This is a genomic window from Bacillus luti, from assembly GCF_009739945.1.
Classification (GTDB): Bacteria; Bacillota; Bacilli; order Bacillales; family Bacillaceae_G; genus Bacillus_A; species Bacillus_A luti.
In genome coordinates, this window is sequence record NZ_CP040336.1 from 2,959,227 (window position 1) to 2,985,826 (window position 26,600).

The window sequence follows — 26,600 nt, forward strand, 5'->3', positions numbered from 1 at the left end:
TTTAACCTCTTTCCTTCATTTGTTCAACAATATATTTAACAATATGCCGACTTGTTAACATGCCAACATATTCCCCATTCTCTTCAACCGGCACTGATTCTTCAGCTTGTAAGCGGACTAGCGCCTCTTGTAAAGAAGAATGTACAGATAAAGCAGGCCCCTCTACTCGTATACTATCGTCTAGTGGCAATACATCTTCTATATTCAGCCCTTCATACCAATGTCGTCCACGATTTCCAATGAACTCCTCTACGAATTCATTTTTCGGATTATGTATAATCCCTTCTGGTGTATCTAATTGAACAACTTTTCCTTCTTTCATAATACAAATACGATCTCCAAGTGATAATGCCTCTTGCATATCATGCGTTACGAACACGATTGTTTTTTGAATCTTTTTTTGTAATTGTACGATATCCTTCTGAAGTTGTTCCCTACTTAATGGATCTAATGCGCTAAACGGTTCATCCATAAGAACAATTTTCGGGTTTGCGGCTAATGCCCGTACAACACCGACACGTTGTTTTTGCCCTCCTGATAATTCATCAGGCATACGATCGCGATAAACATCTGGATCGAGCCCAACCATCTGTAACAAGTCATCGACTCGCGCTTTTATTTCTTTTTTGGTCCATTTTCTCATTTCAGGAACAACTGAAATATTTTCAGCGATTGTCATATGCGGAAATAAAGCAATTTGCTGCAACACATATCCTATATTCCAACGTAATTCGTTTATATTATATTGTTGAATATCTTTTCCATCGATTAAAATTGAACCTTCTGTCGTTTCAATTAAACGATTAATCATCTTCATTGTCGTTGTTTTCCCGCAACCACTCGGACCAATGAGAACAAAGAATTCTCCTTTTTTAATTTCTAAATGCAATGAATCCACTGCTTTTGTGCCATCATCATACGATTTTGACACATGATTAAACTGAATCACAAACACAACTCCTTTATTGTTGTTTCCTTTATTTTGATGGAATATGGAATTCTTTTCAAATGATACGCTTTAAAATTAAAAAAGAGCTCCCATTTGAGCCCTAACGGTCGAACAATATTGTTTTCATTATTGCAGCATATTCACGCACATACATTTTTCTCTTAGAACGTATTGGTGTTTCAGCAGCTAATGCCTCCATCTTCATTCCTAAACGTTTTGCAATTATTTTCGTTCGATATAAGTGATACGTATTGCTTACAACTACTGCATGCTCTAAATCATATAAATCCATACTAAACTTTAAATTTTCATACGTATTTGTAGAGCGATCCTCCATTAAAATACGACTCTCGTCTATACCGTGTACTATTAAGTAGTTTCTCATACTGTGAGCTTCTGGTATATCTTCATCTTCTCCTTGACCACCTGAAACAATTACTTTCACTTCAGGATGAGAATATAAATATTCCAACGCTATATCTAACCGATTTTGAAGAGATAAAGATGGTTTATCACCAAATAACTTTGCACCTAATATAAGAACGTATGGAGAGTGATGACTCAACTTTTCACGAGCAACTTTCTTCATTCGAAACGTCATATAAAGGATGTATAGTGGAGGTAATAATAAGATTATAAGTAATATCCATTTGTTCATATATACGTTTGCACTCCCTTTCTTTTTATTATATAAAAAAAGAAAGGAAGGCAGAAGGTTTTTTTAAACGATTGATTTATTAGAAACGTTCGTCCCTACTTTACGTTGTGAATATACATAATAAAGAGCAATTCCTAATGATAGAATCAATATACAGCTAAGTACGTAAAACGGGAGCATTACCCCAGCTTTAGATACACCAGCTGTAAACAGCATTAATAATACAATTCGTATTCCTGTACCAATTAATCGAAATAAACTGTCTACACGTCCCATTATTTCATTTGGGATTTCCTCCATCATCAATACATTTCTCGCCACTCTTGTCCCCGCATTTCCAATCGCATGAAAAATCGCTAGTCCATATAAAAATAATACTGAAGGTTCAATAATCATTGCGGTAATTGAAATTACATAAATGAACATCGTCATTACGATTGAAACTTCTGTTTTGACATATTTCATTATGAGTGGGATACAGATCCCTGCAACAACCGCTCCGACACCGTACATCATGCCCTCTATTGCGTATACAGAGGCCTTGGCTTTGAGTATATCCGAAATATAAACCGGAATTAAATAATTTGCCATCATGACACCTATAAATGGCATATAAGTGGCAAGTAAGAACCAAAAGAGCTTAGGACGTTTTTTCATAAAGTGAATTCCTTCGAACAATTGCTTCTTAAATGTTACTTTCCTTTTTACTTCCTTTTTCTTTACGTAGGGTATACACAAGAAAAGGGCGAAGGCTCCTGCAAAAGTTAACATATCTACTAACAAGATCCATTTTAAAGAAATGATTTCAATAAGGAAGCTAGCAGCTGCTCCAGAAATAACTTGAGTTAACTGTCCTTGTATTTCCATTGTCCCACTTAAATTTTTATAATGTTCTGCTGGAAATATCTCTTGGTTGAACGCAAATATTGTAGGATAAAATAATAAATAGTAGAATGATCCAGCTATATAAATAAGTATATAGTGAATAGAATGATACGATTGCCCAGTAAATCCCCATATAGCCATCATTCCTATAATGACTATCCCAATACCTTCATTACATAACAATAAAGATTTTCTTGAGAAACGATCAATACTTTGCCCAATAAACGGTGTTAGTAAAAACATAATAAGAGTTGAGAGGATGGATACATAACCAAACGTTGTATCTCCTCCACTCTCTTTAATCAACAACCACGGAATCGTTATCATAACAATCCCGGAACCAATAGCGGATAAACTATTGGCTCCTAGAATGTAATACAAGCGAGAATCTTTATACAGAGTTGACACGTCACTCAACCCCTAGTTGTTTTTTCACCTCTTTATAAACGCTCATATATGCTTTTAATTCTTTAACAAGATCATGGATTAATGGTTTTGCATCTTCCCCAAGTTCACCGTCTTGCACATGAAGTCCATCAAGTACTACTTGTTTCGGGATTGCATTTGCGTAAACACCTCTAGCTACAGTGCGCATACTATTTAACGCGTTAATTCCTCCTTTACCGCCTCCTGCAACTGCAAGTAATGCAACAGGTTTATGGATGAATTCACTACTACTTAAGTAATCTAACGAATTTTTCAGCGCTCCGCTCATCGCATTATGATATTCTGGTGTACATAGTACTACACCATCTGCTGCTTTCACTAACGCTTTTAATTTTTTTACTGCCTCTAAATCACGTTGCGATTCTTCACCGTTATATAAAGGAAGCTCTTCTACTGCTAAATCGTATAAATCCCCTTCAAATTGATCTGCAATATATTTTGCCACCACTCGCGTTCTACCAAATTTTCTTGGTGTACCGTTAATAACAACTAGTTTCATAATGCTTTCTCCCCTTTGTTTTCAAGTTATACTTATATATTATCAGAAATTTCTATACAAAACACAATATAAAGAGTGAACTATGTTGATAAAATAGTATGATAGACGTAAAAAAGAACTCATACTTTCGTATGAATTCTTCACAATTTATTTTCCTCTCTTTTATTGCTCAGTATACTTATGCTTCTTTTACAACTTTTTTATTTTAAAAAAATAACAATATAGAATACATTGTTTAATGAATGTACGTTGAAACTATTATTTGTATTAAAGAAACGATGGTTGATTCATATTTTTTAAAATAGTAATTTCGTTAACTACGCATTATACACTTGCAAAAAAGAAACTTGTACATACGCACAAGTTTCTTTTTAAACATCATTTTCTATTTCTTCACAACTTCATGTCCGCCGAACTGATTACGTAGTGCTGAAACTACTTTTCCATGGAATGTATCATCTTCCTGAGAACGGTAGCGCATAAATAATGACATTGCGATTACTGGTGCTGCCGCTTGCAGTTCAAGTGCAGTTTCAACAGTCCACTTCCCTTCTCCTGAAGAGTTCATCACACCTTTAATTCCATCTAGTTTAGGATCTTCTGCAAATGCTTTTTCCGTTAAGTCCATTAACCAACCGCGGATAACTGATCCGTTCGCCCATACTTTTGCAACATCTTCATAATTGAAGTCAAAATCACTTTTATCTAACACTTCAAATCCTTCAGCGATTGCTTGCATCATTCCGTATTCAATACCATTATGTACCATTTTTAAGAAATGTCCACTACCAACGCGTCCTGCATAAGAATACCCATTCTCTACTGCTAAATCTTTAAATAAAGGTTCTAATTGATCGTAAATTTCTTTTTCTCCACCGACCATTAAGCAAGCACCGTATCTAGCTCCTTCTACACCACCAGATGTCCCGATATCTACATAATGTAATCCAAAGCTTTTCGCTTCTTCAGCACGACGTAACGTATCTTTATAGAATGAATTTCCGCCTTCAATAACGATATCGCCTTCCTCTAATAATGGATATACATCTTTTAGTACCGATTCAACAACTTCTCCCGCAGGTACCATCACCCAAATTGTACGAGGAGCTTCTAGTTCAGCAATCATTTCTTTTAATGTGTGACGAGCAGTAATCCCTAAAGCCCCTGCTTTTTCAACAAGTTCTTTATTTACGTCATATACAACTACATCATGCTTATCTTCATATAAATGTTCTGCTAATGGGAATCCCATTTTTCCTAATCCAATTAAACCTAGTTTCATATTAATCAATCTCCCATTCTATACAAATATATTTAATAACGAAATTAATCCAAGTGCTACAACAGATAATATCGTCTCCATTGCAGTCCATGTTAATAATGTTTCTTTCACAGTCATTCCAAAATACTCTTTAATCATCCAAAATCCTGAATCATTCACGTGTGATAAAATTAATGATCCGGCACCTGTTGCAAGTGCAAGTAACTCTACATTTACTCCTGGTGTACTTGCTGCAATTGGCGCGACAATTCCAGCCGCCGTCATCATAGAAACAGTAGCTGACCCCGTTGCAATTCGAATAAGTGCAGCAATTCCCCACCCTAATAATATCGGAGAAATATGTGATTCTTTCGCCATTTCTGCGATTGTCGTTCCAATTCCTGAATCTAATAACACTTTATTAAACGCGCCGCCTGCACCAATAACTAACAGTATGTTCGCAATCGGCCCTAAGCAATCGTTTGTAAATTGTAATACTTTATCTTTAGAAAATCCTTTTGCATAGCCAAGGCTAAAGAAGGAATATATCGTTGCAATTAATAATGCGACTATTGGATCTCCAATAAAATGCAATACTTGTGCAAGTTGACTTGTTTTGTTTAGCCCTACTTCCGCAATCGATGCACCTAGCATTAGAAATACTGGAAGTAAAATAGTAAACAATGTATTTCCGAAACTAGGAAGTTCCTTCTTCTTATCTCTTTCAATGAATTGCTCTGCTATATCTAAAGGCACTTCTTTATGTATGCGAGCACCGATCCATTTCCCGTAAAGCGGACCTGAAATAATTGCAGTTGGAAGTCCGACAATTAATGCATATAAAATTGTCTTCCCTACATCTGCTTTAAAAATACCTACCGCTGCCATCGCTGCTGGATGCGGCGGCACTAGTCCGTGTACAACGGATAGCCCTGCTACAAGCGGAATACCGATTGTAATAAGTGATACCCCTGTTTCTAATGCAATTGTAAATACCAATGGAATTAGTAGTACAAATCCAACTTGGAAAAATACCGGAATCCCTACTAAAAATGCAACGAACATCATTGCCCAGTGAACACGTTTCTTCCCAAAACGGTCAATTAATGTGTTAGCAATTCGTTCAGCACCGCCAGATTCAGCCATCATTTTTCCAAGCATCGTTCCTAAAGCTAAAACAATTGCCAAAAATCCTAACGTACTTCCAAGCCCCGATTTAATAGAATCAATGATCCCTGGATGTTGTGGTGAAGTTGCAACCAAGGGCATCCCCATTGCTAGCCCAACTCCGATTGCTGTTAAAATTAACGCGACAAATGGATGCCATTTCACTACCGTAATAAGTAGAAGTAGTATGACAACTGCCGCTAATACGATCCCAACTACCATTTCTCCCAATCCCCCTATTGTTTACGTTGGAAAGCAGCTATACAATCAAATTCTTCTTTCAAGCGATTGTAAAGTCGTTCATACATATAAAACATTTCTAAATAAATTGCCGTATTTTCTTTATTCGGTACATGGTGATGAACGATATCAATCCAATCTTTTACCTCTTCAAGAGAATCAATTTTTCCTATAGCATATAAAGCAACTGCCGCTGCCCCAAGCGCAGATGCTTCATGGCTTTCAGGTACAAGCAATTCTTTCCCCATCATATCGGATAACATTTGTCTCCAAAATGCAGATTTCGCAAATCCTCCTGAAACGCGTATTTCAGTAAGTGGGCCTGTACAATCCCTGATTGCGAGTGCAACAGAATATACGCTCATACAAACCCCTTCCATGACTGCACGTATAAAATGTTCTCGTTTATGCTGAAGATTAATTCCAAAGAATGTACCACGAGCATTTGCATTCCAATAAGGTGCACGTTCTCCAGATAAAAAAGGTAAGAACAGTAATCCACCCGCTCCAGCTGGTACACTTTCCGCATACTTAATTAATAAATCATACGGATCAATTCCAAGCTTCCTTGCTACTTCTTGCTCCGGACTACCAAATTCATCACGTAACCATCTCAGTAATATTCCGCCATTATTCGTTGGTCCACCAATAACCCAGTGCTCATCAGTTAATGCATAACAAAACGTTCTACCTTTTTCATCTGTATTAACACTTGATGAAATTGTTCGAACTGCACCACTTGTTCCAATTGTAATCGCAGCTGATCCAGGCGATATTGCACCAACACCTACATTTGCAAGAACTCCATCACTTGCACCAATAACAACTGGAGTATCTTCATGAATGCCCATCTTTTGCGCTAATTTCGGTTTCATTCCCGATAAAACATATGTAGTTGGTACAGGTGTTGATAATTGTTCTGATGATATTTGTAACATCGTTAAAACATCTTCATCCCAGTTTAATATTTCTAAATTAAATAACCCAGTAGCAGAAGCAATCGAATAATCAACTACGTAACGTGAGAATAGTTGGTAAATAACATATTCTTTAATAGAGATAAATTTATAAGCACTCTTATATAACTCTGGTTCCTCTTCTTTCATCCATAATAATTTAGAAAGTGGTGACATAGGATGAATCGGTGTACCAGTTCTTCTATAAATGTCATGACCATTCATTTGTTGTAATAATTTTTCTGATTGCTTTGTGCTTCGATTATCTGCCCATATGATAGAGCGCGTTAACGGCGCACCGTTTTTATCTACTGCAATTAATGCATGCATTGCTGTACTAATACCAATTGAAGAAATATCCTCTGGTAACACATTACCCTTTTCGATGGCAACGCTTACAGTTTTATATACAGCGGCACATATTACATCAGGATCTTGCTCCGCCCATCCGACGTTCGGCTGAATAATAGGATAATCAATTGCATGTGATGCAACGACTTTTCCTTTTTCTGTGAATACAACCGTTTTCGTACTTGTGGTACCGATATCAATCCCGATTACTCTCCCCCTTGTTTCCATACGAATCTTCCCTTCGTTTCTAGCAAAATATAATCTAGTAAACCGTTTACATGAATTAGTATATAAAATATTTTTTCTTAAATCAAGTTTTAAAAAGAAAATTTTTTTCATAAATAAATATAAGTCCTTTCTTTCCACTTGCATACAATCATAATTTCTCTCATTAACATGAAAGGTTATATGGGATATGAAACGAAAATTGAAGAACTATATTCACTACTACAAACGAATTAAGGAAACATGAAAAGGCATGAATCCAGTTCAATACCGGACTCATGCCTCAAAACTATCGTTCTATTATTTAAAGAGATTCGCACTAACGATGATTTAAACAAAATGAATTATTTACAATTACAATCATGTTGTTTAAAATCGATGACCATACGTCCCTGAATTCTACCTTCTTCCATTTCTTTGAATACGTCTTGTACTTCATCTAGTGGACAAGTTTGGACAACCGGCACTACTTTTTCTTCTGCACCAAACATAAATGCTTCTTCTAGATCCTTACGAGTACCGACTAGAGAACCAACTACTTCAATCCCGTCTAGTACAAGTCGTGGAATATTTAAGTCCATCGTTTCTACTGGTAAACCTACCGCAACTACTTTACCACAAGCACGTACCGCATCAACTGCTGAGTTGAAGGCTACTTTAGAAACTGCTGTTACTACAGCAGCATAAGCGCCACCGAGTTCCTCTTGTACAATCTTATCAGCAGGCCCTTGCGTAATTGGATTGATAGTCATATCGGCACCAACTTCTTTTGCTAAGGCTAGTTTGTCATCATTAATATCTACTGCAATTACCTTTGCACCAAATACATGTTTAGCATATTGGATAGCTAGGTTACCTAATCCACCACAACCATAGATTACGATAGGTTGACCTGGTTTAATATCTGATACTTTAATAGCTTTATATGTAGTTACACCTGCACATGTAATTGATGATGCTTGAGCAGGATCTAATCCTTCTGGTACTTTAACCGCGTAATCAGCTGTTACGATACACTGTTCAGCCATACCGCCATCTACTGTATAACCAGCATTTTTAACTTCACGACAGAATGTTTCTCTACCAGTTACACAATATTCACAACGTCCACAAGATTGGAACATCCATGCAATACTTACACGATCACCAATCTTAAGTGAAGTTACATCATCAGCAAGTTTTGTAACAATACCTACACCTTCATGACCAAGGATACGGCCATCCGTGTTACCAAAATCATGATTCGCAACGTGTAAGTCAGTGTGGCAAACGCCACAATATTCTACATCTACTAACGCTTCGCCTGAACGTAACGGACGTAATTCTTTTTCAACAATTTCAATGTTTGCTTTACTATTTTTATTTACAACTACTGCTTTCATATGTGATCTCCCCTTTAGTGTTTTAGAATTTCAATGAGTTTACCTCACAACTTCTGTCTTCACTGTTTTGGTCAATTATTGCACCAAATTTAAGTGTTCAATCATCATTACATGTTCATCATAACATGTAATTTTGTAAGCATATTGTAAAATATTGAACAATATTTGAATTTTTAGCCAAATAGTTTTTTAAAGTATTTGAAAGGAAACCTGAAATTTTATTATATGTATATCGGTGTTTATTGGGGGAAATTGTGCACATAGAGTAGATTTAGTGACTATATCAACAAACTATTAACGAATATAAAAAAGCTCCTCATTTGAAGAGCTTTTTTATATTCGCTTCATCGAAATCGTTTCACGAATGCTTTGTAAATTTTGTAGTGTTACCTCTTGACGCTGTAACGATAATCCCACATACAAAGTATCCAACAAACTTAGCTGTGCTAATCGTGATGAACTTGCTTCCGTACGAAATTCTGTCTCACGAGTCGAAGTATATAGTGTTATGTCAGCAAGTTGACTAAGTGCTGATTTCTGATAGCTCGTAATCGCAATAATACGAGCTCCTCTCTTCTTTGCTACTTCTAATGCTTCAAGTAATCCTTTATTGCTACCAGAATGAGAAATTGCAATTACGACCGCTTCTTTTGTAAGTAAACCTGCACCCATAATTTGAAAATGAGAATCTGTATGAGCGATACAAGAAATACCCGTTCTCATAAATTTATGATATGCATCCATCGCAATAATACCAGAACCACCATTCCCATAAAACTCGATTCGGCTTGCTTCTTGCAAGGCCCGTATAGCCTGCTCGAGTGCCGTTTCATTTAATAAATGTAATGTATCTTGCAGTCCTGTAATATGCGAATGAAAAACTTTTTTAGCGACAGTTACCATACTATCTTCTGCTGATACTTCTTCATGAATATTTTGCATCGGTGTATGCACAATTTCACGAGCTAACGTAATCTTTAAATCTTGAAACCCTTGAAAACCAAGGTGTTTGCATAAACGGAATATCGTAGCTTCGGAACTATTCGTAACTTCAGCTAATTCCGTAATTGATTTATGTACAACATCTTGTGGATGTTTCAAAATATGTTCAGCAATACTTCGCAATTTCGGTGATAAACCATTTAACGAAGCCTGAATCTTTCCAATCCCACTTCTTGTACTAGGCATACCTATCTTCCCCTTCCATCGTAGCTGTATCCCGTAAAAACCCGATTGGTGCGGGCTAATAATCAGTGGGAATAGCCCCCATTGATTAAAGTTTCACTTTATTGTACCTAATTATTGAAAGAAGAAAAACCTTTATTCGGAATCACTATACATTTTAATGGTTCCTATGTATTCTGTCATAACATATAACACAATTATTCATACTTATTATTAGCTTCCCCTATGTTTCACTGCGTATAATGCAGCCTGTGTACGATCATCTACTTCCAATTTAGCTAAAACATTTGATACATGCGTTTTCACAGTTTGCTCTGTAATATGAAGTGCTGCTGCAATTTCCTTATTACTTCTTCCTTTCGCAATTTCACGAAGTACCTCTTGCTCCCTTTTCGTTAACATAGCAAAAGGATTCTCTTTTTCTTTTTTAACTGCTGGGCGCCCTAATAATGCAGGTGTTACTTTCGGATGGAAATTCGCATTTCCTTCATGTACTGCAATGATAGAAGCGACAAGTTGCTCAGGTTGTACTTCTTTTAATTGATAACCATCTGCTCCAGCTTCGAGTGCAGGCAAAACATAATCTTGCTCTGAAAAACTACTTAGCATAAGTACCTTTATCGTCTCATCGTATTCTTTAATGCGTTTTGTCGCCTCAATTCCATCCATCTTCGGCATAGATACATCCATTAATACGACATCCGGTTTTTCTTTTTTTACAAAACATAACGCCTCTTCACCATTTTCTGCTTCCCCGATAATTTCAAATTCATCTCTTGTTTTCAAAAAGAATACAAGTCCTCTTCGAACGATATGATGATCTTCTGCTAATAGCAATTTAATCTTCACCTAGCTTCTCCCCTTCAAACCGGTAATTGAATTTCTATTTTTGTACCTTTTTTCGGCTCTGTTGTTATTTGAAACGATCCCCTCATTAATTCAATTCGTTCCTTCATACTTTTCAAACCAAGTGCGGACTCTCTTACTTGCTCTTGTATAAATCCTATTCCGTCATCTTCTATGTAAAAATGCAACTGGTTATTTTCTATCTTTAAATGAACATACACCTTTTCACACGAAGCATGTTTTTTACAATTATGTATTGCTTCTTGACTAATACGCCATAATACTTCTTCTATTTCATCTCCAATTGAGACCATTCCATCAATTCGAACTTCCACATGAATCCCTAACAACTTTCCGTAATTTTGAACTGCTTCTGCTAATCCTTTTTCTAACCCTTCCGGCCTTAATTGCCAAATTAAAAGCGTCATCTCTTGCAAGGCTTCTTGCGATAAATCTCCAATATAACTTAACATCTCTTGCAAGGCTTTATCTTTCGTCATATTTAGAGTGCCTTTAGCTGTTAGCATAATAGAAAATAACAATTGTTTAACGGAATCGTGTAAATCACGTGCAAGTCGATTTCTTTCAGCTACCACTACGTATTTACGTTCTTTCTCAACTAACTGAATACGTTGTATTGTCGTTCCAATTTGAAACGCAATCGATTCTAATAACGCTAACTCTTCCTCTGCAAAATGTGATTTATGAGGCGCAGCCACATTTAATAGACCAAATTTATCCGATCCAGATCTTAACGGGATTGTTGCATGATGTGTAATATCTTCTGTTTCACCCCAATTACATTCAATCGCATCCTCTATTCGTTTACATTCAATAATATTTGTCGCTTTTTCCAATCTCCCGTTCACAAAACGCTCCACACACCAACAATCCCCCTCACACATTGGCTTCTTTTCTTGCCATGTAAGCGCTGGTGGTAAGTTTTGATCTACAAGCATTCGATGTTCTCCACCTTCATCAATAAAGAATATCCATCCTGTTTGTAAATTCATAACTTGTAATAATGTGTGTAATACTTTTTCTAACATATCCTGTAAATTTGTTGCTTCATTCAATAATTCAGCAATTTCTTTTAATGCTTCTAAACGATATATCTCTTGTTCATCAAAGTTCATTCTCATCACCAATTACCATTATAACATTAAGAAATTTCTAAATTCTACAAACAAAAAAGAACTGAATTCCTTCAGCTCTTTCTTCATATGAATGTTTCCTCTTCCAAACTTGGTAGTGTAATTCTTGTTACTATATACGCCAAGTATTAAAATCATTTTCTAGCAAAAGAAACTCCAGCTTATTTTTTAACTATCCGATGAAGTTTGTCCTCTATGAATAGGCTGTAAACTTTCAGTAGTAACGAACATATTTGCTGCTGGCATTTGCACTTGATTCTTATGAAACATAGACATTAATTCAAACCTTACTTGTCTAGAAGTTTCAAAATAATCTTCTGGCTTTATCAAACCTATAATACAAAATTCGTACCCAACATATTTAAGGTTAGGATTTAAGTCTGTAACACCAACATATTTAAATGGTTCAACAGCCTCGTCCTCTACTCTATAAAGACTTTGATCTAATTTTTCATTGCAATTCACACATACTTCTTCTAATAATTCCTTAATTCTTGTAGGATCTTCCTGATAACTTACCGTGATCCGCTCAATAACTCGCATCCATCCTTTATTAAAGTTTTGAATCGTTCTGATTTCTCCATGTGGTATAGTAAGAAGTTTTCCTGACCATTCACGAATTTGCATAAAACGAATACTAATTTCTTCAATCGTTCCTGAATTTGTTCCATTAAAAGTAACAAAATCACCAACACGAAACTCTTTGTCCGCTAATCTTGCGAATCCTAAAATAACATCTTTTAGCATCTGTTGTGCAGCAAAACCGATGACAACTCCAGCTATCCCTGCACCTGCAATAATACTTTTTATATCTACAAATTGGCTAATTAAATATATGATAAGACTGATGATAATGATATACCTAAAAATAGATCGAATTACACTTTGTATCGTCTGCTCTACCTCTTCATCAAAAAAGCTTGATTTTCTAAAAAACCAATCAATAATACGGTTTATGACAAAAGAAATAATTAGAAGAACTAAAGCAAATAGTAGAAACCTTAAAAGTAAAAACTCCCTTACAAAATTAAAAAATTCCTCCGTATACGTCAATACACCCATTCATCCACTTCCTTAACTAATGAAAATTTCATACAGAGCTGATTTATTATAAATACATATTTATCATCTCGACACTTGTTATCGGAACACCCTGTATCCTGATCTTAAATCGCACTTTCTTACTTATGTATTTGTATTCATTGTTCCTCTTCAACAATATAACCCTTCCGTCAATCTTTGCATTTTAGATGCCCTTTTCTATTTATTATAAATATACCCTTTTTAATAGTCTAAAGGGAGATTACAATAGAAATTTTTATAAACAAGTTTGCTGCAATACTTAACTCATTCAAAGGAATATTTTTACACAATACCGAATAGTTCATTTGATACTTTTTTCTCACGGAGGTTACAAACAATGGGATATATCGAAGAGCTAAGAGAAGTTGTTGGATCAAGGTCACTCAATTTAGCAGGTGTTGCTGTAGCTGTTTTCAATGAACAAGGACAAATACTATTGCAACAAAGACGAAATGGTATTTGGGGCGTTCCTGGAGGTTTTGTGGAGCTTGCTGAATCAACAGAAGAAGCCGGAAGACGAGAAGTACTTGAAGAAACAGGTATTGAAATAGGAACTTTACAGTTAATAAACGTATTTTCTGGAAAAGAATTTTTTGTAAAATTACCGAACGGCGATGAATTTTACCCCATAACGATCGCATATCTTTGCAAAGACATTACAGGTGGTACGTTAAAAGCCGATGGGTTTGAATCATTACATGTACAATTTTTTGATTTAAATGGTTTACCAGAAAAAATTAGTCCGTTCCTAAAAAAACTAATCGAGCAAAACGTCGTCTCAATTTAAAAGTAAAAAAGAGACCTTTTTTAAAGGCCTCTTTTTTCACTTCACTTCTGCGTCTAAACAAGATTTAAAATGTCCAAGTGCATATTCATGACCTTGTGCATTAAAAGATGCAACTGCCTTTTCAAAAACAACAATTTTAAATCCTTTATTATAAGCGTCTACTGCTGTGTGAAGAACACAAATATCAGTACATACCCCTACAAGGTGGACTTCTTCTATTCCTCTTTCTCTCAGCTTCATCTCTAAATCTGTTCCAGCAAATGCGCTGTATCTCGTTTTGTCCATATAATATACATTCTCTGCATTTTTATATGTTTCGTATACACCTTGTAATTCACCGTATAAGTCTCTACCATTTGTCCCTGCTATATTATGTGGCGGGAATAACTTCGCTTCTGGATGGTGTACATCATTTTCTTCATGTTTATCAATTGCAAATACAACATAATCTCCATTTTCTATGAATTGCTTCGTTATATGTATAAGTTCTTTCTCGATTTCTTGACCTGGTTTTCCACAAGTTAAGGCACCTTTTTCTGCTACAAAATCGTATGTATAATCAATATTTATTAGAGCTCTCTTCATTACTTCTATCTCTCCTTCTCCTGTTTCACAGTAAACAATAGAAAATTTGTTATTACGACATCGTATGTACTATTCGACATTTCGAATGAAATACCTACATTTTTCTTGCAAAACTTACCTTAGTCTGAGTTTATCATAAAACAAATAAAGTGAAACTTTAATCAGTGGGGGGTTTCTTCATCCCCCACTGATTATTAGTTGAACCAATCGGACTTTTATTATGGGTAGCCCGACCCCCACCTAACTTCTTTGCTTTCGCTGAATTTTGAGGTGGGGGTCTTACTGCCCATTAAAGCGGGATAAGCAAAGACAAAACATACTATTCCCATTATCATGTCATGGATTTGATAATTGAGCGTCACGTGAATAATCTCTTGTATAGTAAACCAAATTACTAACATCATCATACTAATCAAGACGATACGAGCAAACCGATTCACATCTTCAACCTCTTTCTCTGTCATAGTAGTAATAAGCGATTTCTTATTACCCATTACTACTAGAACGCAAAACAAATTATTCACTGTTAGATCATTCAATACAAACAAAAAAGCACACTACTTTTTAAGTAATGTACTTTTATTCATATTAAGACGCGGGCTTCGTTTCAAACGTCGCTTGATTAAAACTAATGACCTTTCCTTTCGGATCATTGTTTTCATACTGAACTGCAGTTATCGTATGACTACCTGTCTCAAGAGTCTTTTCTTTTAATTGTACTGTTGTCTGTGTTGTACTAGTTACTTGATGTTTATCTGCATACACTTTGTCTACAAAAACGAATGTTTCTATATCGTTTTGAAAATTAGACAGTTCTAATTCAACTTGCTGAATTAAAGTATCCTTTTTGATGAATACAGTCGGTATATTACCATTTTCAGAAGTACCATTTGGTGTAATAACTTTTACTTTTCCTTCTCCAACTGGCATTACTCCTTCAGGAAATACGACCATATTCTCATCACTTGCATTTACAACTTGTTCTTCCTGATTTGACTGTGCGTCCTCTTTTTCCTTTGGAGTACCACAGCCTACTAATAACAATACAGACAATCCAGCGATTATGAATTTCTTCAAAATTCATCCCCCCGGTAATTTCATTATAATTTATTATACAAAAATAATTTATAGGTCTTAAAACTAGTTTTCAACACTTTCATGAACAAACTTAAGCTTACTCACGATTACTGTATCATACTTTCCTTAATAGAACATTAATTTTTTGTATGCAATAAATAGAAATTCTTTCTTATTCATCATTTTAGCCCAAATTCGCAACAAAATATCCACAAAAATTAAAAAGACATTGTTATTTCCAATGTCTTTTAATCAAGTATTTAATAAACAAATGTCGTAATCTCATCTACTTCTTTTCTTGGAAGTTTCTTCGGCTTATCTTTTGGAAAACCAAGAGAAATAACCATATTTATTTGTTTTTCAGATTCAATCTGTAAATATTTTCGCAGTTCATCTTGCGCTAACAATACCGGTCCTGTCATTGGACAAGTGCCAAGCCCCTTCGCATGTGCCGCTAACATTAAGTTTTGTGCCGCTAAACAGCTACTCTTAATCCCTTCTTCTTCCCAAACTGAATCAGGAACGAAAGCAATTGGATCAAATATCTTTTCACGAAACTTTGATTCATATGGTGTTGCCAAACATACGATTAATACTGGCGCTTCAGAGAAAGCTGTCGCATACGGTCCGAAAGAACGTGTAAGTAATTTCCCCGCTTTTTCTTCTCCGTTTTCTGCCGCTTTTGCCGCAAGTTTATGTAATGCATCCCACGTCATTTGTTCAATTTCTTTAATTTTCTCTCGATTCATAATGACCACGAATTCCCACGTTTGTGAATTCGTATCGCTCGGTGCGTAACGAGCACAATCAATAATTTCTTTTATATCACTAGTGGATACTTCTTGTTCCGTGAATTTTCTAACACTTCGTCTACCGTGAATTATTTCTTTAAAACCTTCATAATTCATACATTAAATCCCCTTTTTACAGCGTTTTCAAAACTTGTCCTACGGTTGAATTATATCATGAAAAAAAGCTGGGGGAATACCAGCTTTTTTCTTCATCATTAATTTGTCACTTTAAACAAACTAATACTTTCCTCATATGCAGCTTGTAGTTTTTTCGTAATTGGCCCTCTTTCGCCGCTTCCAAACTGTTCATCACCAATTTGAACGACTGGGAATATTTCAAGTGGTGTCGCTGTGAAGAAGCACTCATCTGCCTCATATACTTCTTGTAGTGAAAATTCTCGTTCTTCTACTTCAATATGTAACTCTTTCGCTAATGTAATAACGTAGTGACGTGTAATGCCGTGTAGAATGAAATGATCAGCTGGATGTGTAATCAATTTATTATTTTTCACGATAAAGAAATTTGAATGACAGCCTTCAGTAACAATGCCATCTCGTACTAATATCGCTTCTTGGTATCCTTGTTCATTTATTTTATTTTTAATCATAATGTTAGGTAACAAGTTTAAAGATTTTATATGACAGAATTTCCATCTTATATCCTCTTCTACCGTTACTTTGATTCCTGATTCCATTGAAGAAATCGGCCTTGGGAACGAAACAATATTTGCAAAATATGTCGGTTGTAAATCTTTTTCATATACATGATTGCGTGGTTGTGCTCCTCTTGATATTTGCAAATACACATTCCCATCTTCTTGAAATTGATTTTTTCCAATCATTTGAAGCAACTCTTCCACTAACTCTTCCTTCGTAAACGGTGGAATTAGTTTTATTTCTTCCATTGAATTAAAGAAACGCTCCAAATGTAAATCTAATAAATGAGGCTTCCCATCGTATAGTCTAAATACTTCATAAATACCATCACCAAATTGGAAGCCTCGCTCTTCTAGCGCGACCATCGGCTGTTCTTCCTTCGTATTTATAATTCTTCCATTGAACAAGATCCAATCTTTATGAGTAGCCTTCATTCTTTCCACTCCTTTTATTTATACTTGATTTAATTGTACAACTTATAACAACTCAATTAAAGGAATTTTCTGTATTTTAAAGCGATAAAAAAGTACATCACTTCGTAAGCGATGTACTTCATCATTCATCTATTTAATTAAGAAAATATTTTTCAATATCATCTAACATAAGGTTTGCAGCTACAATACCGCCTGCTGTATTCCAAATCACTTCATCTACTTGGAATACTTTATTATTTTTAGAAGCTTGCAGTTGCTTGAAGAGTGGATCCTCTGTCCATTCTTTTGCTAATGTATTTCCCTCATTATTCTTATCTGCATCTTTATCAGATGTGAAGTAGAATATGTAGTCCCCGTCCATATTAGGAATTTGCTCTTTTGTAATTCCTTTAATTGCAAATTCATCTTTATCTTGTAACGGCGGTCGTTTAAATCCGATATCATTTAATACAGCGCCTGAGAATGAATTTTTTTGATAAATACGAACATCACCTGGAACGAAGCGAATAATGGAAACTTTAGAGTTAACTTTATCACCTAATTTTTCTTTTATTCCCGCAATACGCTTTTTATAATCATTAAGAGCATTTTGCCCTTCTTTTTCTTTATTTACAGCTTTTGTATAAAGCGTAAAGTTTTCTTTCCAATCCCCGCGTAATGTTTCAGCATAAACAGTTGGTGCAATTTCTTTTAACTGATCGTATATTTTTTCATGACGCATTTTGTTTCCGATAATTAAATCCGGTTTAAGCTTCATTACTGCCTCTAAATTAATATCACGCTCAGTTCCTACAACTTTCGTATCTTTTAACTCTTTCGCTAAATGAGGATACCATTCATCACCAGCACGTGGTTTTGTAGTTCCAACCGGTATTACTCCAACAGATAACAGTGCCTCAGCACCTTCATTTGTTAAAACAACAACTCTTTTTGGCGTGCCATTTACTGTCGTTTCACCCATAGCATGTTTTATCGTATATGAATCTTTTGCTTTCGCTGACGTATCATTTTCTTTTTTCTCTTCTTTACCACACCCTGCAATTATGATCATTAGTAACATAATGCAAAGTATTAACATATTTTTAGTGCGTGTCATAAGTCCTCCTAGATGAAATTGATTATCATTTACATTTTAAAGACTAATGTATATCTCATACATTGTCAATAGATATATCAGAAAACTTTTTCAATATATATAATTTGGGCCTCATTTTTATTCAAAATATTTTTTATTTGCTACTCACATTTTTTAAACTGTAACATGTGAAAAATACATGGACATAAGAACGTTATTGTAATTCCCGTGAATGTATAGCGTAAGTAATACATATCCGGCATTACTTTTTTAGTATGAGCTGAATCAGTAGCATAAAGCTGAGACCTAAAACTATTATTACGACTTGTATTTTAAAATTGTTAGTTTCATTCATTTTAATAAAATGATTTTCTAGCATTGTACCAATCGTAGAACCTGTTAAAACTCCCAATAGTTTAAAATGATCTATTTGCTCTGTCATAAAATATGTAATGATTGAAACTACCAATACAATTCGCTGTAACAAAATGAATTTCTTATCACTTAATTCCACTGTAACTTTCGTGTATAAATAAACAACTATAGCACTAAATAAAACGGCACCTAGTATATCACTGAGCCAATGTACACGCAAATATAGACGAGAAATAGTAACCAACATAATAAAGTGAAACTTTAATCAGTGGGGGTTTTCTTCATCCCCCACTGATTATTAGTTGAACCAATCGGACTTTTATGGGCAGCCCGACCCCCACCTAACTTCTTTGCTTCCGCTGAATTTTGAGGTGAGGGTCTTACTGCCCATTAAAGCGGGATAAAAATAATTCCCATAATCCAAATGATTCTCTTTTGGCATAAAGTCATAAATGCGCCCCAAAATGTTGTCGCTAGCTGTACGTGTGTACTTGGAAAAGAATAACCTGAAGCTGATTTTTCATATAAAGCCGAAATTCCATCATATGTATACGGACGCGGGATTTTCATGAAGTCTTTTACCGCTATCCCTATATATCCAGAGAGGCAAAGCATAACAATCATATGAAATGCTTTTCTCTTAGAAACAGACCAATATATAATCGAAATAATAACTAAATACAACGTTTCATTTTTATAATCATTAGTAATACACAAATAAAAAACCACCTTATGTAAGGCGGTTTCTATCATTTTGCTTTAACCAATTTAAAATAAATATATATGATTGATAGTGAATATAACGTATGCAAAATAACATAAATAAAAGAGCTATTCCAGCACCACTATACAGCAAACCAAACTTTAAAAAAATATTCAAAAGTGGTGGGAAGTTAGTTATATTTTGTAATGTAACAAGCATACAAAACAAAAATAAAAATACAGGGACGTATTGTATTTCATATGGCTTTCTTTTCTTATTCATTTTATTCCGAATGTATATATGGCTTAGTTCTGCTACTATAAAACATCCTCCAATTAATACAAGACCAGAAGTCATCGTCATACATCCACCTGCCTTATATTTATTTTACTGCATAACTAATCATCGTTATATTTTCTTCACATACATTTCATCTACCTCAATAAAGCCAAAGCTCTCTATGAACGATTTAGCTTGTTCTGTCAATTGCTCTTGTAATACTTGTATCTCTTTTACGCCCCTTTGTTTCATCATTTCTTCAAATGTGAAATACGTATTTGTACCATAACCGTAACCTTGATAATCAAAATGAATAATGAGCTGAGATAAGATAGCACTTTCCTCTTGAACACTATAATCTATTACACCAATATATGTATCATCAACTTTCACACAATACTGTACCTTTTTCTCACCTAAACTATGTGAGCTGAACATTTCTGTAACAACGCTTTTATTTTCTATAGTTACTTTCTCAAACGTAATCATATGTTGTCCATCCTTTTACTATTATTGTATCAATAACACGTTCTATTTATGAAAAAAACCTTAAGACCATTTGTGATCTTAAGGTTTTTCTTATTAAACTAAGCTATACGCACGTTTTGTTTCTTCGTGGAACTTATTCGTATCGTATTTATGCTCAACATAAATTTGGTGCCATACCATAAATGCAAGTACAGTCCAAATTTTACGGCTATAATCGCCTTTATCTGCACAATGTGCTTCCAGTAAGTTTAATACATACTGTTTGTCGATTAAATGATCTGTTTTACTTTCGTTAATAATATTTATAGCCCAATCATGCATTTCGTCTTTTAACCAGTGACGAATTGGTACTGGGAATCCAAGTTTTTTACGGTCTAACACGTGATCTGGAACGATTCCGCGTGCTGCTTCACGTAAAATAGCTTTCGTAGTTCCGTTAGCAATCTTAAATTCAGTTGGAATTTTAGATGCAACATCGAATACTTCTTTATCTAAGAACGGTACACGAAGTTCTAATGAGTTTGCCATTGTCATTTTATCAGCTTTTAATAAAATGTCACCGCGTAACCATGTGAACATGTCAATGTACTGCATTTTGCTTACATCATCATAATCTTTAATCTCGTTATACAATGGTTTCGTGATATCCATATAGTTAACACTTTCATCGTAATACTTCATTAATTCAGCTTTCTCTTCTTCACGGAAGATTTTCGCGTTTCCATAGTAACGCTCTTCAATTGGCGTACATCCACGCTCTAGGAAGCTCTTTCCTTTAAATCCTTCTTTAAGCGCTCCACTTAATGCTTTTAGAACGCTCTTACCTGGGCTAGGAATGTAAGAGAACATTTTTAGTGAGTTTGGCTCACGGTAAATGTTATAACCACCAAATAGCTCGTCTGCCCCTTCACCTGAAAGAACAACTGTTACATGCTTACGCGCTTCTTTTGCAACGAAGTATAATGGTACAGCTGCTGGATCTGCTAAAGGATCATCCATATGCCAAATGATTTTTGGGAACTCATCCATAAATTCTTTCGCTGAAATGAATACGTTATGGTTTTTAACGCCTAGTTTCTCAGCAGTTTCTTTGGCAACATCAACTTCACTGAAACCACGTTGTTCAAAACCAACAGAGAATGTTAATAGGTTCGGATTCATTTCTCTTGCAATAGAAGCGATGATAGATGAATCGATACCACCAGAAAGGAATGAACCTACTGGTACATCACTGCGCATATGCACTTTTACTGAATCATATAACACATCACGAATTGCTTGGATATGCTCCTCTTTCGTTGCGCTTGAAGCGTTGAAATAAGGTTTCCAGTAACGATGGATTTCCATCTCTTTTCCAATTTCTTTCACGAAGTAATGGCCAGGCTCGATTTTATTAACATCAACTGTTAATGTTTCTGGTTCTGGACCATATTGGTACGTAAAGTAATGTTGTAGTGACTTTGGATTAACTCCTTTGTCTTCCATTACATGCATAATACTTTTCTTCTCAGATGCGAAGAATGTAGTATCACCTTGTTGTGCGATATATAATGGTTTAATACCGAAGTGATCACGTGCACCGAATAGTTTCTTTTCTTCACGATCCCAAATCATAAATGCAAACATACCACGAAGGTAATCTACACATTTTTCTTTCATATGTGCATACAATGCAATGATAACTTCTGTATCAGATTGCGTTGCAAACGTTGCACCTTTTTCAAGTAACATTTCACGTAATTCTACATAGTTGTAAATTTCACCATTAAAAATAATTACATATCGATCATTTTCATAAGTTAGTGGCTGATGTCCTGCCTCTAAGTCAATGATACTTAAACGGCGGAAGCCAAATTGTACATGTTCATCACGAAAATATCCTTCGTCATCTGGACCGCGGTGGAAAATCATCGTGTTCATATTTTCAAATTGATGTTTTTCTGTTTCTGAAAACTCTCTAGGGTTTTCACATAAACATCCTACAAAACCACACATACTTCTTACCCTCTTTCAGTTTTCATTCTGTCTCTATACTACTATATCAACCCTATTTATACTAGCATAATCAACTGAATATGGCGACCAAAAACTATAAAAAAATCACTCCATTTCACATTTTTAACAATTTTTTATGAAAACATGAAAACTAGGCAATCACCTTTCTCCGCTTTTGTCATATGATATTGCAAATTGATTTCTAGGAGGGAATACCATGAGTGAAGAAAAAAAAGATTCTTCTCGCCCACCGGTTCGCAATTATTTAAAGCAAATTGATGATTTCTTCGAGCAAACACCACTTCGCAGCGTAATCGCTGATTTAAATCATTTTTTCCAAAAAGGAAACCGTTTATTAACATTCCCTGTAGATTTATATGAAGTTGGTGAGGAACTCGTTGTTACTGCTGAACTACCAGGTATACAAAAAGAACAAATTCAAATTGAAATACAAAGTGAATACTTAAAAGTCTCTGTGAAAGAAGAGATACTTGAAGAGACAGAAGAGCAAACATCTCATAACTATTATCGCCGAGAACGGTCCATTTCAGAAGCATCGAGAATGATTAAGTTACCTTATTTAATTAATAAAAAAGCAGCGAAAGCTTCTTATCAAAACGGTGTGTTAGAAATTCGTGCACCAAAACTTCCACAGCAACATGACATTTTATCCATAGACTAATGTAAAAAAAGAAGGGTGCTATGCACCCTTCTTTTTAATCCACTAATCGCTTCATATCACGTATAATGTCTTCGTATGGCGTATTGCTTATGCCACTATATTTTTTCATTACTTTTCCGTTTTGATCAATTAAATAAAATGATGTTCCATGTATAACTTGACCATTCTCAGGTTTATCTACAAGTGATTGGAAATTATCTTTTGAAAACTTTGTAATATCTTCTAACGAATAACCTGTTAACAAGTTCCAGTTACTTGTATCTTCTGTAAACTTTTGAATGAAAGCTTTCAAGTTTTCTGGCTTATCAAGGTCAGGATCTACGCTAAATGATACAAACTGAACGTCTAATTTCTCTTCCTTCGCCATTTTCTGTAATTTTGCCATATTAGCAGTCATTGGCGGACAAACTGTTTGACAGTTTGTGAACATGAAATCTGCAACCCAAACTTTCCCTTTTAAATCCTTTGTTCCAAATTGTTTTCCATCTTGATTTGTGAATTGGAAAGTTTCTAAATCCCAATTTAATGGTTTACGAAGCTTTGAACCCGATCCACTACATCCAGCAAGTACAAAGAGACAAAATACAACCATAAGACCAATTATTTTTTGATAACGCTTCATTTATAAACCTCTTTTCTCTATCCTAAATTTAAATAGGTTATGTTCATAATAACAAAAGTTAACACTACGAGAAAATTGTTTACTACATTTGTTCACGAAATCGTACGAATTTACGTATGTTACTTCTTTATTTCAAGCTAATTACTAGACAAAATATCTTTTTTCACTATTATTTCTCTAAATAGTATTTGCAAAACTAATTTTATTGTTAATTTTGTAAATACCTCCCCCTATTTTTTAACAATTCCTTTAACATTAATCCATGTTTTTCACTGTATTCCTTAACAACATTTCGGTACAATACAAATACAACGATTTTAAATGAGGTGATGTTCATGGCAAAGCGCTATGAAAATATGGATAATGTTAGCACAAAAAAATCAATTCGCTCTTTTTTACGCTGGCGTAAAGAACGAAAGCAAAACAAAAAAGATTTTTCTTTCTTAGTAGAACAATCACCCGTTAAACAAAGTCCATTTTTGCAAAGCAATATTGAAAAAACGACTGTCACATGGATTGGGCATTCCACTTTTCTTATCCAAACGAATGGACTTAATATATTAACAGACCCCGTGTGGGCCAATAAATTAAAGCTAGTTCCAAGACTTACAGAACCTGGACTTTCTATAGAAGAATTACCTAAAATTGATATTGTCCTTATTTCGCACGGTCATTATGATCATTTAGATTTTTCAACACTTCGCCAACTAAATGATGATGTTCTATACCTTGTACCTATCGGGCTAAAAAAATTATTTACTCGTAAAAAATTCACAAAGGTTAAAGAATACAACTGGTGGGAAAGCATAACCCTTAATGAAGTAGCTTTCCACTTTGTACCTGCACAACACTGGACGAGAAGATCATTATTTGATATAAACACTTCCCACTGGGGTGGATGGGTTATTGATAATACGAATACGACAGAAACCATTTATTATTGCGGTGACAGTGGTTATTTCCAAGGCTTTAAAGAAATTGGCAAGCGCTTTTCAATTGATGTTGCTCTTATGCCAATTGGCGCTTATGAACCAGAATGGTTTATGAAAGTATCTCACGTTTCACCTGAAGAGGCAGTGCAAGCTTATTTAGATTTAAACGCTACACATTTTATTCCCATGCACTACGGGGCTTTTGCACTCGCAGATGAAACACCTCGTGAGGCAATAACTAGACTTCGAAACAACTGGAATTTACGTATGTTACCATGGGAACAACTGCATGTTCTCTTTTTAGGCCAAACTTTCACTTACAATAATGTAACAAATGATAAACACGTAAATAAAAAAATTGAAACGTTACACGTATAACGTAACTACTTATTTCTTGCACCCATCATATACTATAGAAAATCATAAAGGGTGTTTTCTATGAATGAATATTTGCAAATTCGCTATATCATTAGCGGTAGCGCCTGTATAACTCTTCTGATTTCTTACTTGCTCTTCACATAAAAAAGCTACTTGAAATATATTTCAAGTAGCTTTTTTATTACTCTGCTAAATACATAAATCCAATTGCGCCTGGACCTGTATGAGTACTAATAATTGGAGTTGTATAGAATATTTCGGATTGTGCAAATCCACTCGCTTTTTCAATCGCTGCTTTCACACTTTCAGCTAAAGGAATTGCTTTTGCATGAGGAATCCCAACCGCTTTCACAACTTTTCCAGCTGTGTCTTGCTCAAATATTTTTGTTAACGTCTTTACAATCTGCCCTTGACTACGAACTTTTGTCACTGGATTGTATGCTCCACCTTCGAGGTTTGCAATTGGTTTGATATTCAGTAAAGAACCAATAAATGCTTTTCCTTTACCAATACGTCCACCCTTTACTAAGTTCTCCAACGTATCTACGACTACATATAAGCGAGTATTTTTTCTCACTTCATCAATTCGATTTAAAATATCTTCTAGTGAGCGCTCTTCTTTTGCCATTTTTGCTGCTTCAATCACTTGATATGCTAATGCATGGCTAATGAACTGAGAATCAACAACTGTTACTTTTGTATCGGTCATTGATGCAGCACTATTTGCTGTTGCAACAGTACCACTCATTCCACCTGTCATATGGATGGATAATACTTCGCTCCCATCTTCTCCAAGCTTTTCGTACATTTCTACAAATGTACCCATAGCTGGTTGTGATGTTTTTGGTAATTCTTCTGATTTTGCCATCTCTTCAATAAATTCATCTGGTTGTAGATCAACGCGATCTAAATATGTTTGTCCATTTACAGAGATTGATAACGGTAGAACATGAATGTCATACTTCTCAATTATCTCTTGTGATAAATCTGCTGTTGAATCTGTTACAATTTTAATTTTTTGCATATTATATTCTTCCCTTTCCAATACGCTCTCCTTGTTATTATACTAGTATTCCCATTGCTTTCAACAATTTGGAACGAAATTTCATCAAATTAATTATATTTTTATACCTAAAATGAAAAAGACAGAGTTTTTAACCCTGTCCCTACTCTGTATCATGCATTTTTTTCAAGCGTATTTGTTTTATATACATTTAAATAATCATTCCACTTCAAACAATTTTGTAAATATTCACGGAAAGAATATGAAAATCTTGGGTGCTTTTGTTTTTGAATTTTTGCGATAAATAATTGAAGACGGGACTGAATTAGAAACGATAATGGATGCTGCGCCTGTAGGACGGGGATTTCGAATATTTTAATACAATCCCCTGTTGAATGAGTGAAATAAAAACTTTTCGTAATCACAATATCAATCCTCTTTTTCACTG

General features: G+C 34.9%; 28 protein-coding genes and 1 pseudogene. 3 read left to right on the top strand and 26 right to left on the bottom strand.

Features of this window, described 5'->3' with window-relative positions:
- Window position 1: 1 nt before the first annotated feature.
- The 12 genes from EUC40_RS15085 to EUC40_RS15140 form a co-directional block, all read right to left on the bottom strand.
- Window positions 2–949 (bottom strand): ABC transporter ATP-binding protein, encoded by a 948-nt coding sequence (locus EUC40_RS15085; protein ID WP_156575848.1) that lies wholly within the window; start codon window positions 947–949, stop codon window positions 2–4.
- A gap of 100 nt (window positions 950–1,049) precedes the next feature.
- On the bottom strand, window positions 1,050–1,607 hold the full coding sequence (locus EUC40_RS15090; RefSeq protein ID WP_071709519.1) for a YdcF family protein: 558 nt from the start codon (window positions 1,605–1,607) through the stop codon (window positions 1,050–1,052).
- A gap of 63 nt (window positions 1,608–1,670) precedes the next feature.
- Window positions 1,671–2,900: an MFS transporter gene (locus EUC40_RS15095; RefSeq protein WP_156575849.1), complete on the bottom strand. Its 1,230-nt coding sequence runs from the start codon at window positions 2,898–2,900 to the stop codon at window positions 1,671–1,673.
- Between the two features lies 1 nt (window position 2,901).
- A complete protein-coding gene (locus EUC40_RS15100; protein ID WP_156575850.1) occupies window positions 2,902–3,438 on the bottom strand; it encodes an NADPH-dependent FMN reductase in 537 nt (178 codons plus the stop codon).
- A gap of 385 nt (window positions 3,439–3,823) precedes the next feature.
- A complete protein-coding gene (gene gnd / locus EUC40_RS15105) occupies window positions 3,824–4,720 on the bottom strand; it encodes a phosphogluconate dehydrogenase (NAD(+)-dependent, decarboxylating) (protein WP_156575851.1) in 897 nt (298 codons plus the stop codon).
- Window positions 4,721–4,738: 18 nt separating this feature from the next.
- Window positions 4,739–6,088, bottom strand: a complete 1,350-nt coding sequence (locus EUC40_RS15110) for a GntP family permease (protein ID WP_000260215.1) — start codon at window positions 6,086–6,088, stop codon at window positions 4,739–4,741.
- Between the two features lie 14 nt (window positions 6,089–6,102).
- Entirely contained in the window at window positions 6,103–7,641 is a 1,539-nt protein-coding gene (gene gntK, locus EUC40_RS15115) for a gluconokinase (RefSeq protein WP_156575852.1), read from the bottom strand.
- A gap of 341 nt (window positions 7,642–7,982) precedes the next feature.
- Complete coding sequence (gene adhP / locus EUC40_RS15120; protein ID WP_000649108.1) at window positions 7,983–9,020, bottom strand: alcohol dehydrogenase AdhP; 1,038 nt, start codon at window positions 9,018–9,020, stop codon at window positions 7,983–7,985.
- Window positions 9,021–9,353: 333 nt separating this feature from the next.
- Window positions 9,354–10,208, bottom strand: coding sequence for a MurR/RpiR family transcriptional regulator (locus EUC40_RS15125; RefSeq protein WP_001141275.1), 855 nt, complete (start codon window positions 10,206–10,208; stop codon window positions 9,354–9,356).
- A 210-nt stretch (window positions 10,209–10,418) separates the two neighbouring features.
- Window positions 10,419–11,054, bottom strand: coding sequence for a response regulator (locus EUC40_RS15130; protein WP_071709512.1), 636 nt, complete (start codon window positions 11,052–11,054; stop codon window positions 10,419–10,421).
- Window positions 11,055–11,068: 14 nt separating this feature from the next.
- Entirely contained in the window at window positions 11,069–12,187 is a 1,119-nt protein-coding gene (locus EUC40_RS15135) for a GAF domain-containing sensor histidine kinase (protein ID WP_156575853.1), read from the bottom strand.
- Window positions 12,188–12,373: 186 nt separating this feature from the next.
- Window positions 12,374–13,267, bottom strand: coding sequence for a mechanosensitive ion channel family protein (locus tag EUC40_RS15140; protein ID WP_156575854.1), 894 nt, complete (start codon window positions 13,265–13,267; stop codon window positions 12,374–12,376).
- A 358-nt stretch (window positions 13,268–13,625) separates the two neighbouring features.
- Between EUC40_RS15140 and EUC40_RS15145 the strand changes: the two genes are divergently transcribed.
- Entirely contained in the window at window positions 13,626–14,075 is a 450-nt protein-coding gene (locus EUC40_RS15145; protein WP_156575855.1) for an NUDIX hydrolase, read from the top strand.
- Window positions 14,076–14,111: 36 nt separating this feature from the next.
- Here the strand turns inward: EUC40_RS15145 and EUC40_RS15150 are convergent, their stop codons facing one another.
- The 11 genes and pseudogenes from EUC40_RS15150 to asnB all read right to left on the bottom strand — a co-directional run bounded on the left by EUC40_RS15150 (window position 14,112) and on the right by asnB (window position 22,535).
- Entirely contained in the window at window positions 14,112–14,660 is a 549-nt protein-coding gene (locus EUC40_RS15150; protein WP_156575856.1) for a cysteine hydrolase family protein, read from the bottom strand.
- Between the two features lie 218 nt (window positions 14,661–14,878).
- Window positions 14,879–15,124, bottom strand: a complete 246-nt coding sequence (locus EUC40_RS27295) for a hypothetical protein (RefSeq protein WP_167520166.1) — start codon at window positions 15,122–15,124, stop codon at window positions 14,879–14,881.
- Window positions 15,125–15,248: 124 nt separating this feature from the next.
- The gene (locus EUC40_RS15155; protein WP_000713452.1) at window positions 15,249–15,737 is read right to left on the bottom strand and encodes a putative periplasmic lipoprotein; all 489 of its coding nucleotides are present in this window, start codon (window positions 15,735–15,737) and stop codon (window positions 15,249–15,251) included.
- 260 nt (window positions 15,738–15,997) lie between these two features.
- A complete protein-coding gene (locus EUC40_RS15160; protein WP_001105347.1) occupies window positions 15,998–16,645 on the bottom strand; it encodes a nitroreductase family protein in 648 nt (215 codons plus the stop codon).
- A gap of 98 nt (window positions 16,646–16,743) precedes the next feature.
- Window positions 16,744–17,619, bottom strand: a complete 876-nt coding sequence (gene dat, locus EUC40_RS15165) for a D-amino-acid transaminase (protein ID WP_151627909.1) — start codon at window positions 17,617–17,619, stop codon at window positions 16,744–16,746.
- Between the two features lie 133 nt (window positions 17,620–17,752).
- A complete protein-coding gene (locus EUC40_RS15170) occupies window positions 17,753–18,715 on the bottom strand; it encodes an ABC transporter substrate-binding protein (RefSeq protein WP_156575857.1) in 963 nt (320 codons plus the stop codon).
- A 241-nt stretch (window positions 18,716–18,956) separates the two neighbouring features.
- Window positions 18,957–19,316, bottom strand: coding sequence for a phosphatase PAP2 family protein (locus EUC40_RS15175; RefSeq protein WP_425278193.1), 360 nt, complete (start codon window positions 19,314–19,316; stop codon window positions 18,957–18,959).
- Between the two features lie 152 nt (window positions 19,317–19,468).
- A pseudogene (locus EUC40_RS15180) lies at window positions 19,469–19,765 on the bottom strand (phosphatase PAP2 family protein); the annotation flags it as partial.
- A 34-nt stretch (window positions 19,766–19,799) separates the two neighbouring features.
- Window positions 19,800–20,129 carry a hypothetical protein gene (locus tag EUC40_RS15185; protein ID WP_156576950.1) on the bottom strand — a complete coding sequence of 110 codons (330 nt, stop codon included), beginning with the start codon at window positions 20,127–20,129 and terminating at the stop codon, window positions 19,800–19,802.
- Window positions 20,130–20,180: 51 nt separating this feature from the next.
- Complete coding sequence (locus tag EUC40_RS15190; RefSeq protein WP_156575858.1) at window positions 20,181–20,540, bottom strand: GNAT family N-acetyltransferase; 360 nt, start codon at window positions 20,538–20,540, stop codon at window positions 20,181–20,183.
- Window positions 20,541–20,633: 93 nt separating this feature from the next.
- The gene (asnB, locus tag EUC40_RS15195) at window positions 20,634–22,535 is read right to left on the bottom strand and encodes an asparagine synthase (glutamine-hydrolyzing) (protein ID WP_071709504.1); all 1,902 of its coding nucleotides are present in this window, start codon (window positions 22,533–22,535) and stop codon (window positions 20,634–20,636) included.
- Window positions 22,536–22,752: 217 nt separating this feature from the next.
- Between asnB and EUC40_RS15200 the strand changes: the two genes are divergently transcribed.
- Entirely contained in the window at window positions 22,753–23,217 is a 465-nt protein-coding gene (locus EUC40_RS15200; protein WP_001288092.1) for an Hsp20/alpha crystallin family protein, read from the top strand.
- Window positions 23,218–23,251: 34 nt separating this feature from the next.
- Here the strand turns inward: EUC40_RS15200 and EUC40_RS15205 are convergent, their stop codons facing one another.
- Window positions 23,252–23,839 (bottom strand): SCO family protein, encoded by a 588-nt coding sequence (locus tag EUC40_RS15205; RefSeq protein WP_000833344.1) that lies wholly within the window; start codon window positions 23,837–23,839, stop codon window positions 23,252–23,254.
- Between the two features lie 335 nt (window positions 23,840–24,174).
- Between EUC40_RS15205 and EUC40_RS15210 the strand changes: the two genes are divergently transcribed.
- Window positions 24,175–25,149 carry an MBL fold metallo-hydrolase gene (locus EUC40_RS15210; protein ID WP_156575859.1) on the top strand — a complete coding sequence of 325 codons (975 nt, stop codon included), beginning with the start codon at window positions 24,175–24,177 and terminating at the stop codon, window positions 25,147–25,149.
- 181 nt (window positions 25,150–25,330) lie between these two features.
- Here EUC40_RS15210 and EUC40_RS15215 read toward each other — a convergent pair whose 3' ends face one another.
- Window positions 25,331–26,173, bottom strand: a complete 843-nt coding sequence (locus EUC40_RS15215) for a DegV family protein (protein WP_156575860.1) — start codon at window positions 26,171–26,173, stop codon at window positions 25,331–25,333.
- Between the two features lie 152 nt (window positions 26,174–26,325).
- Window positions 26,326–26,577, bottom strand: coding sequence for a DUF2535 family protein (locus EUC40_RS15220; protein WP_000629012.1), 252 nt, complete (start codon window positions 26,575–26,577; stop codon window positions 26,326–26,328).
- Window positions 26,578–26,600 lie beyond the last annotated feature (23 nt).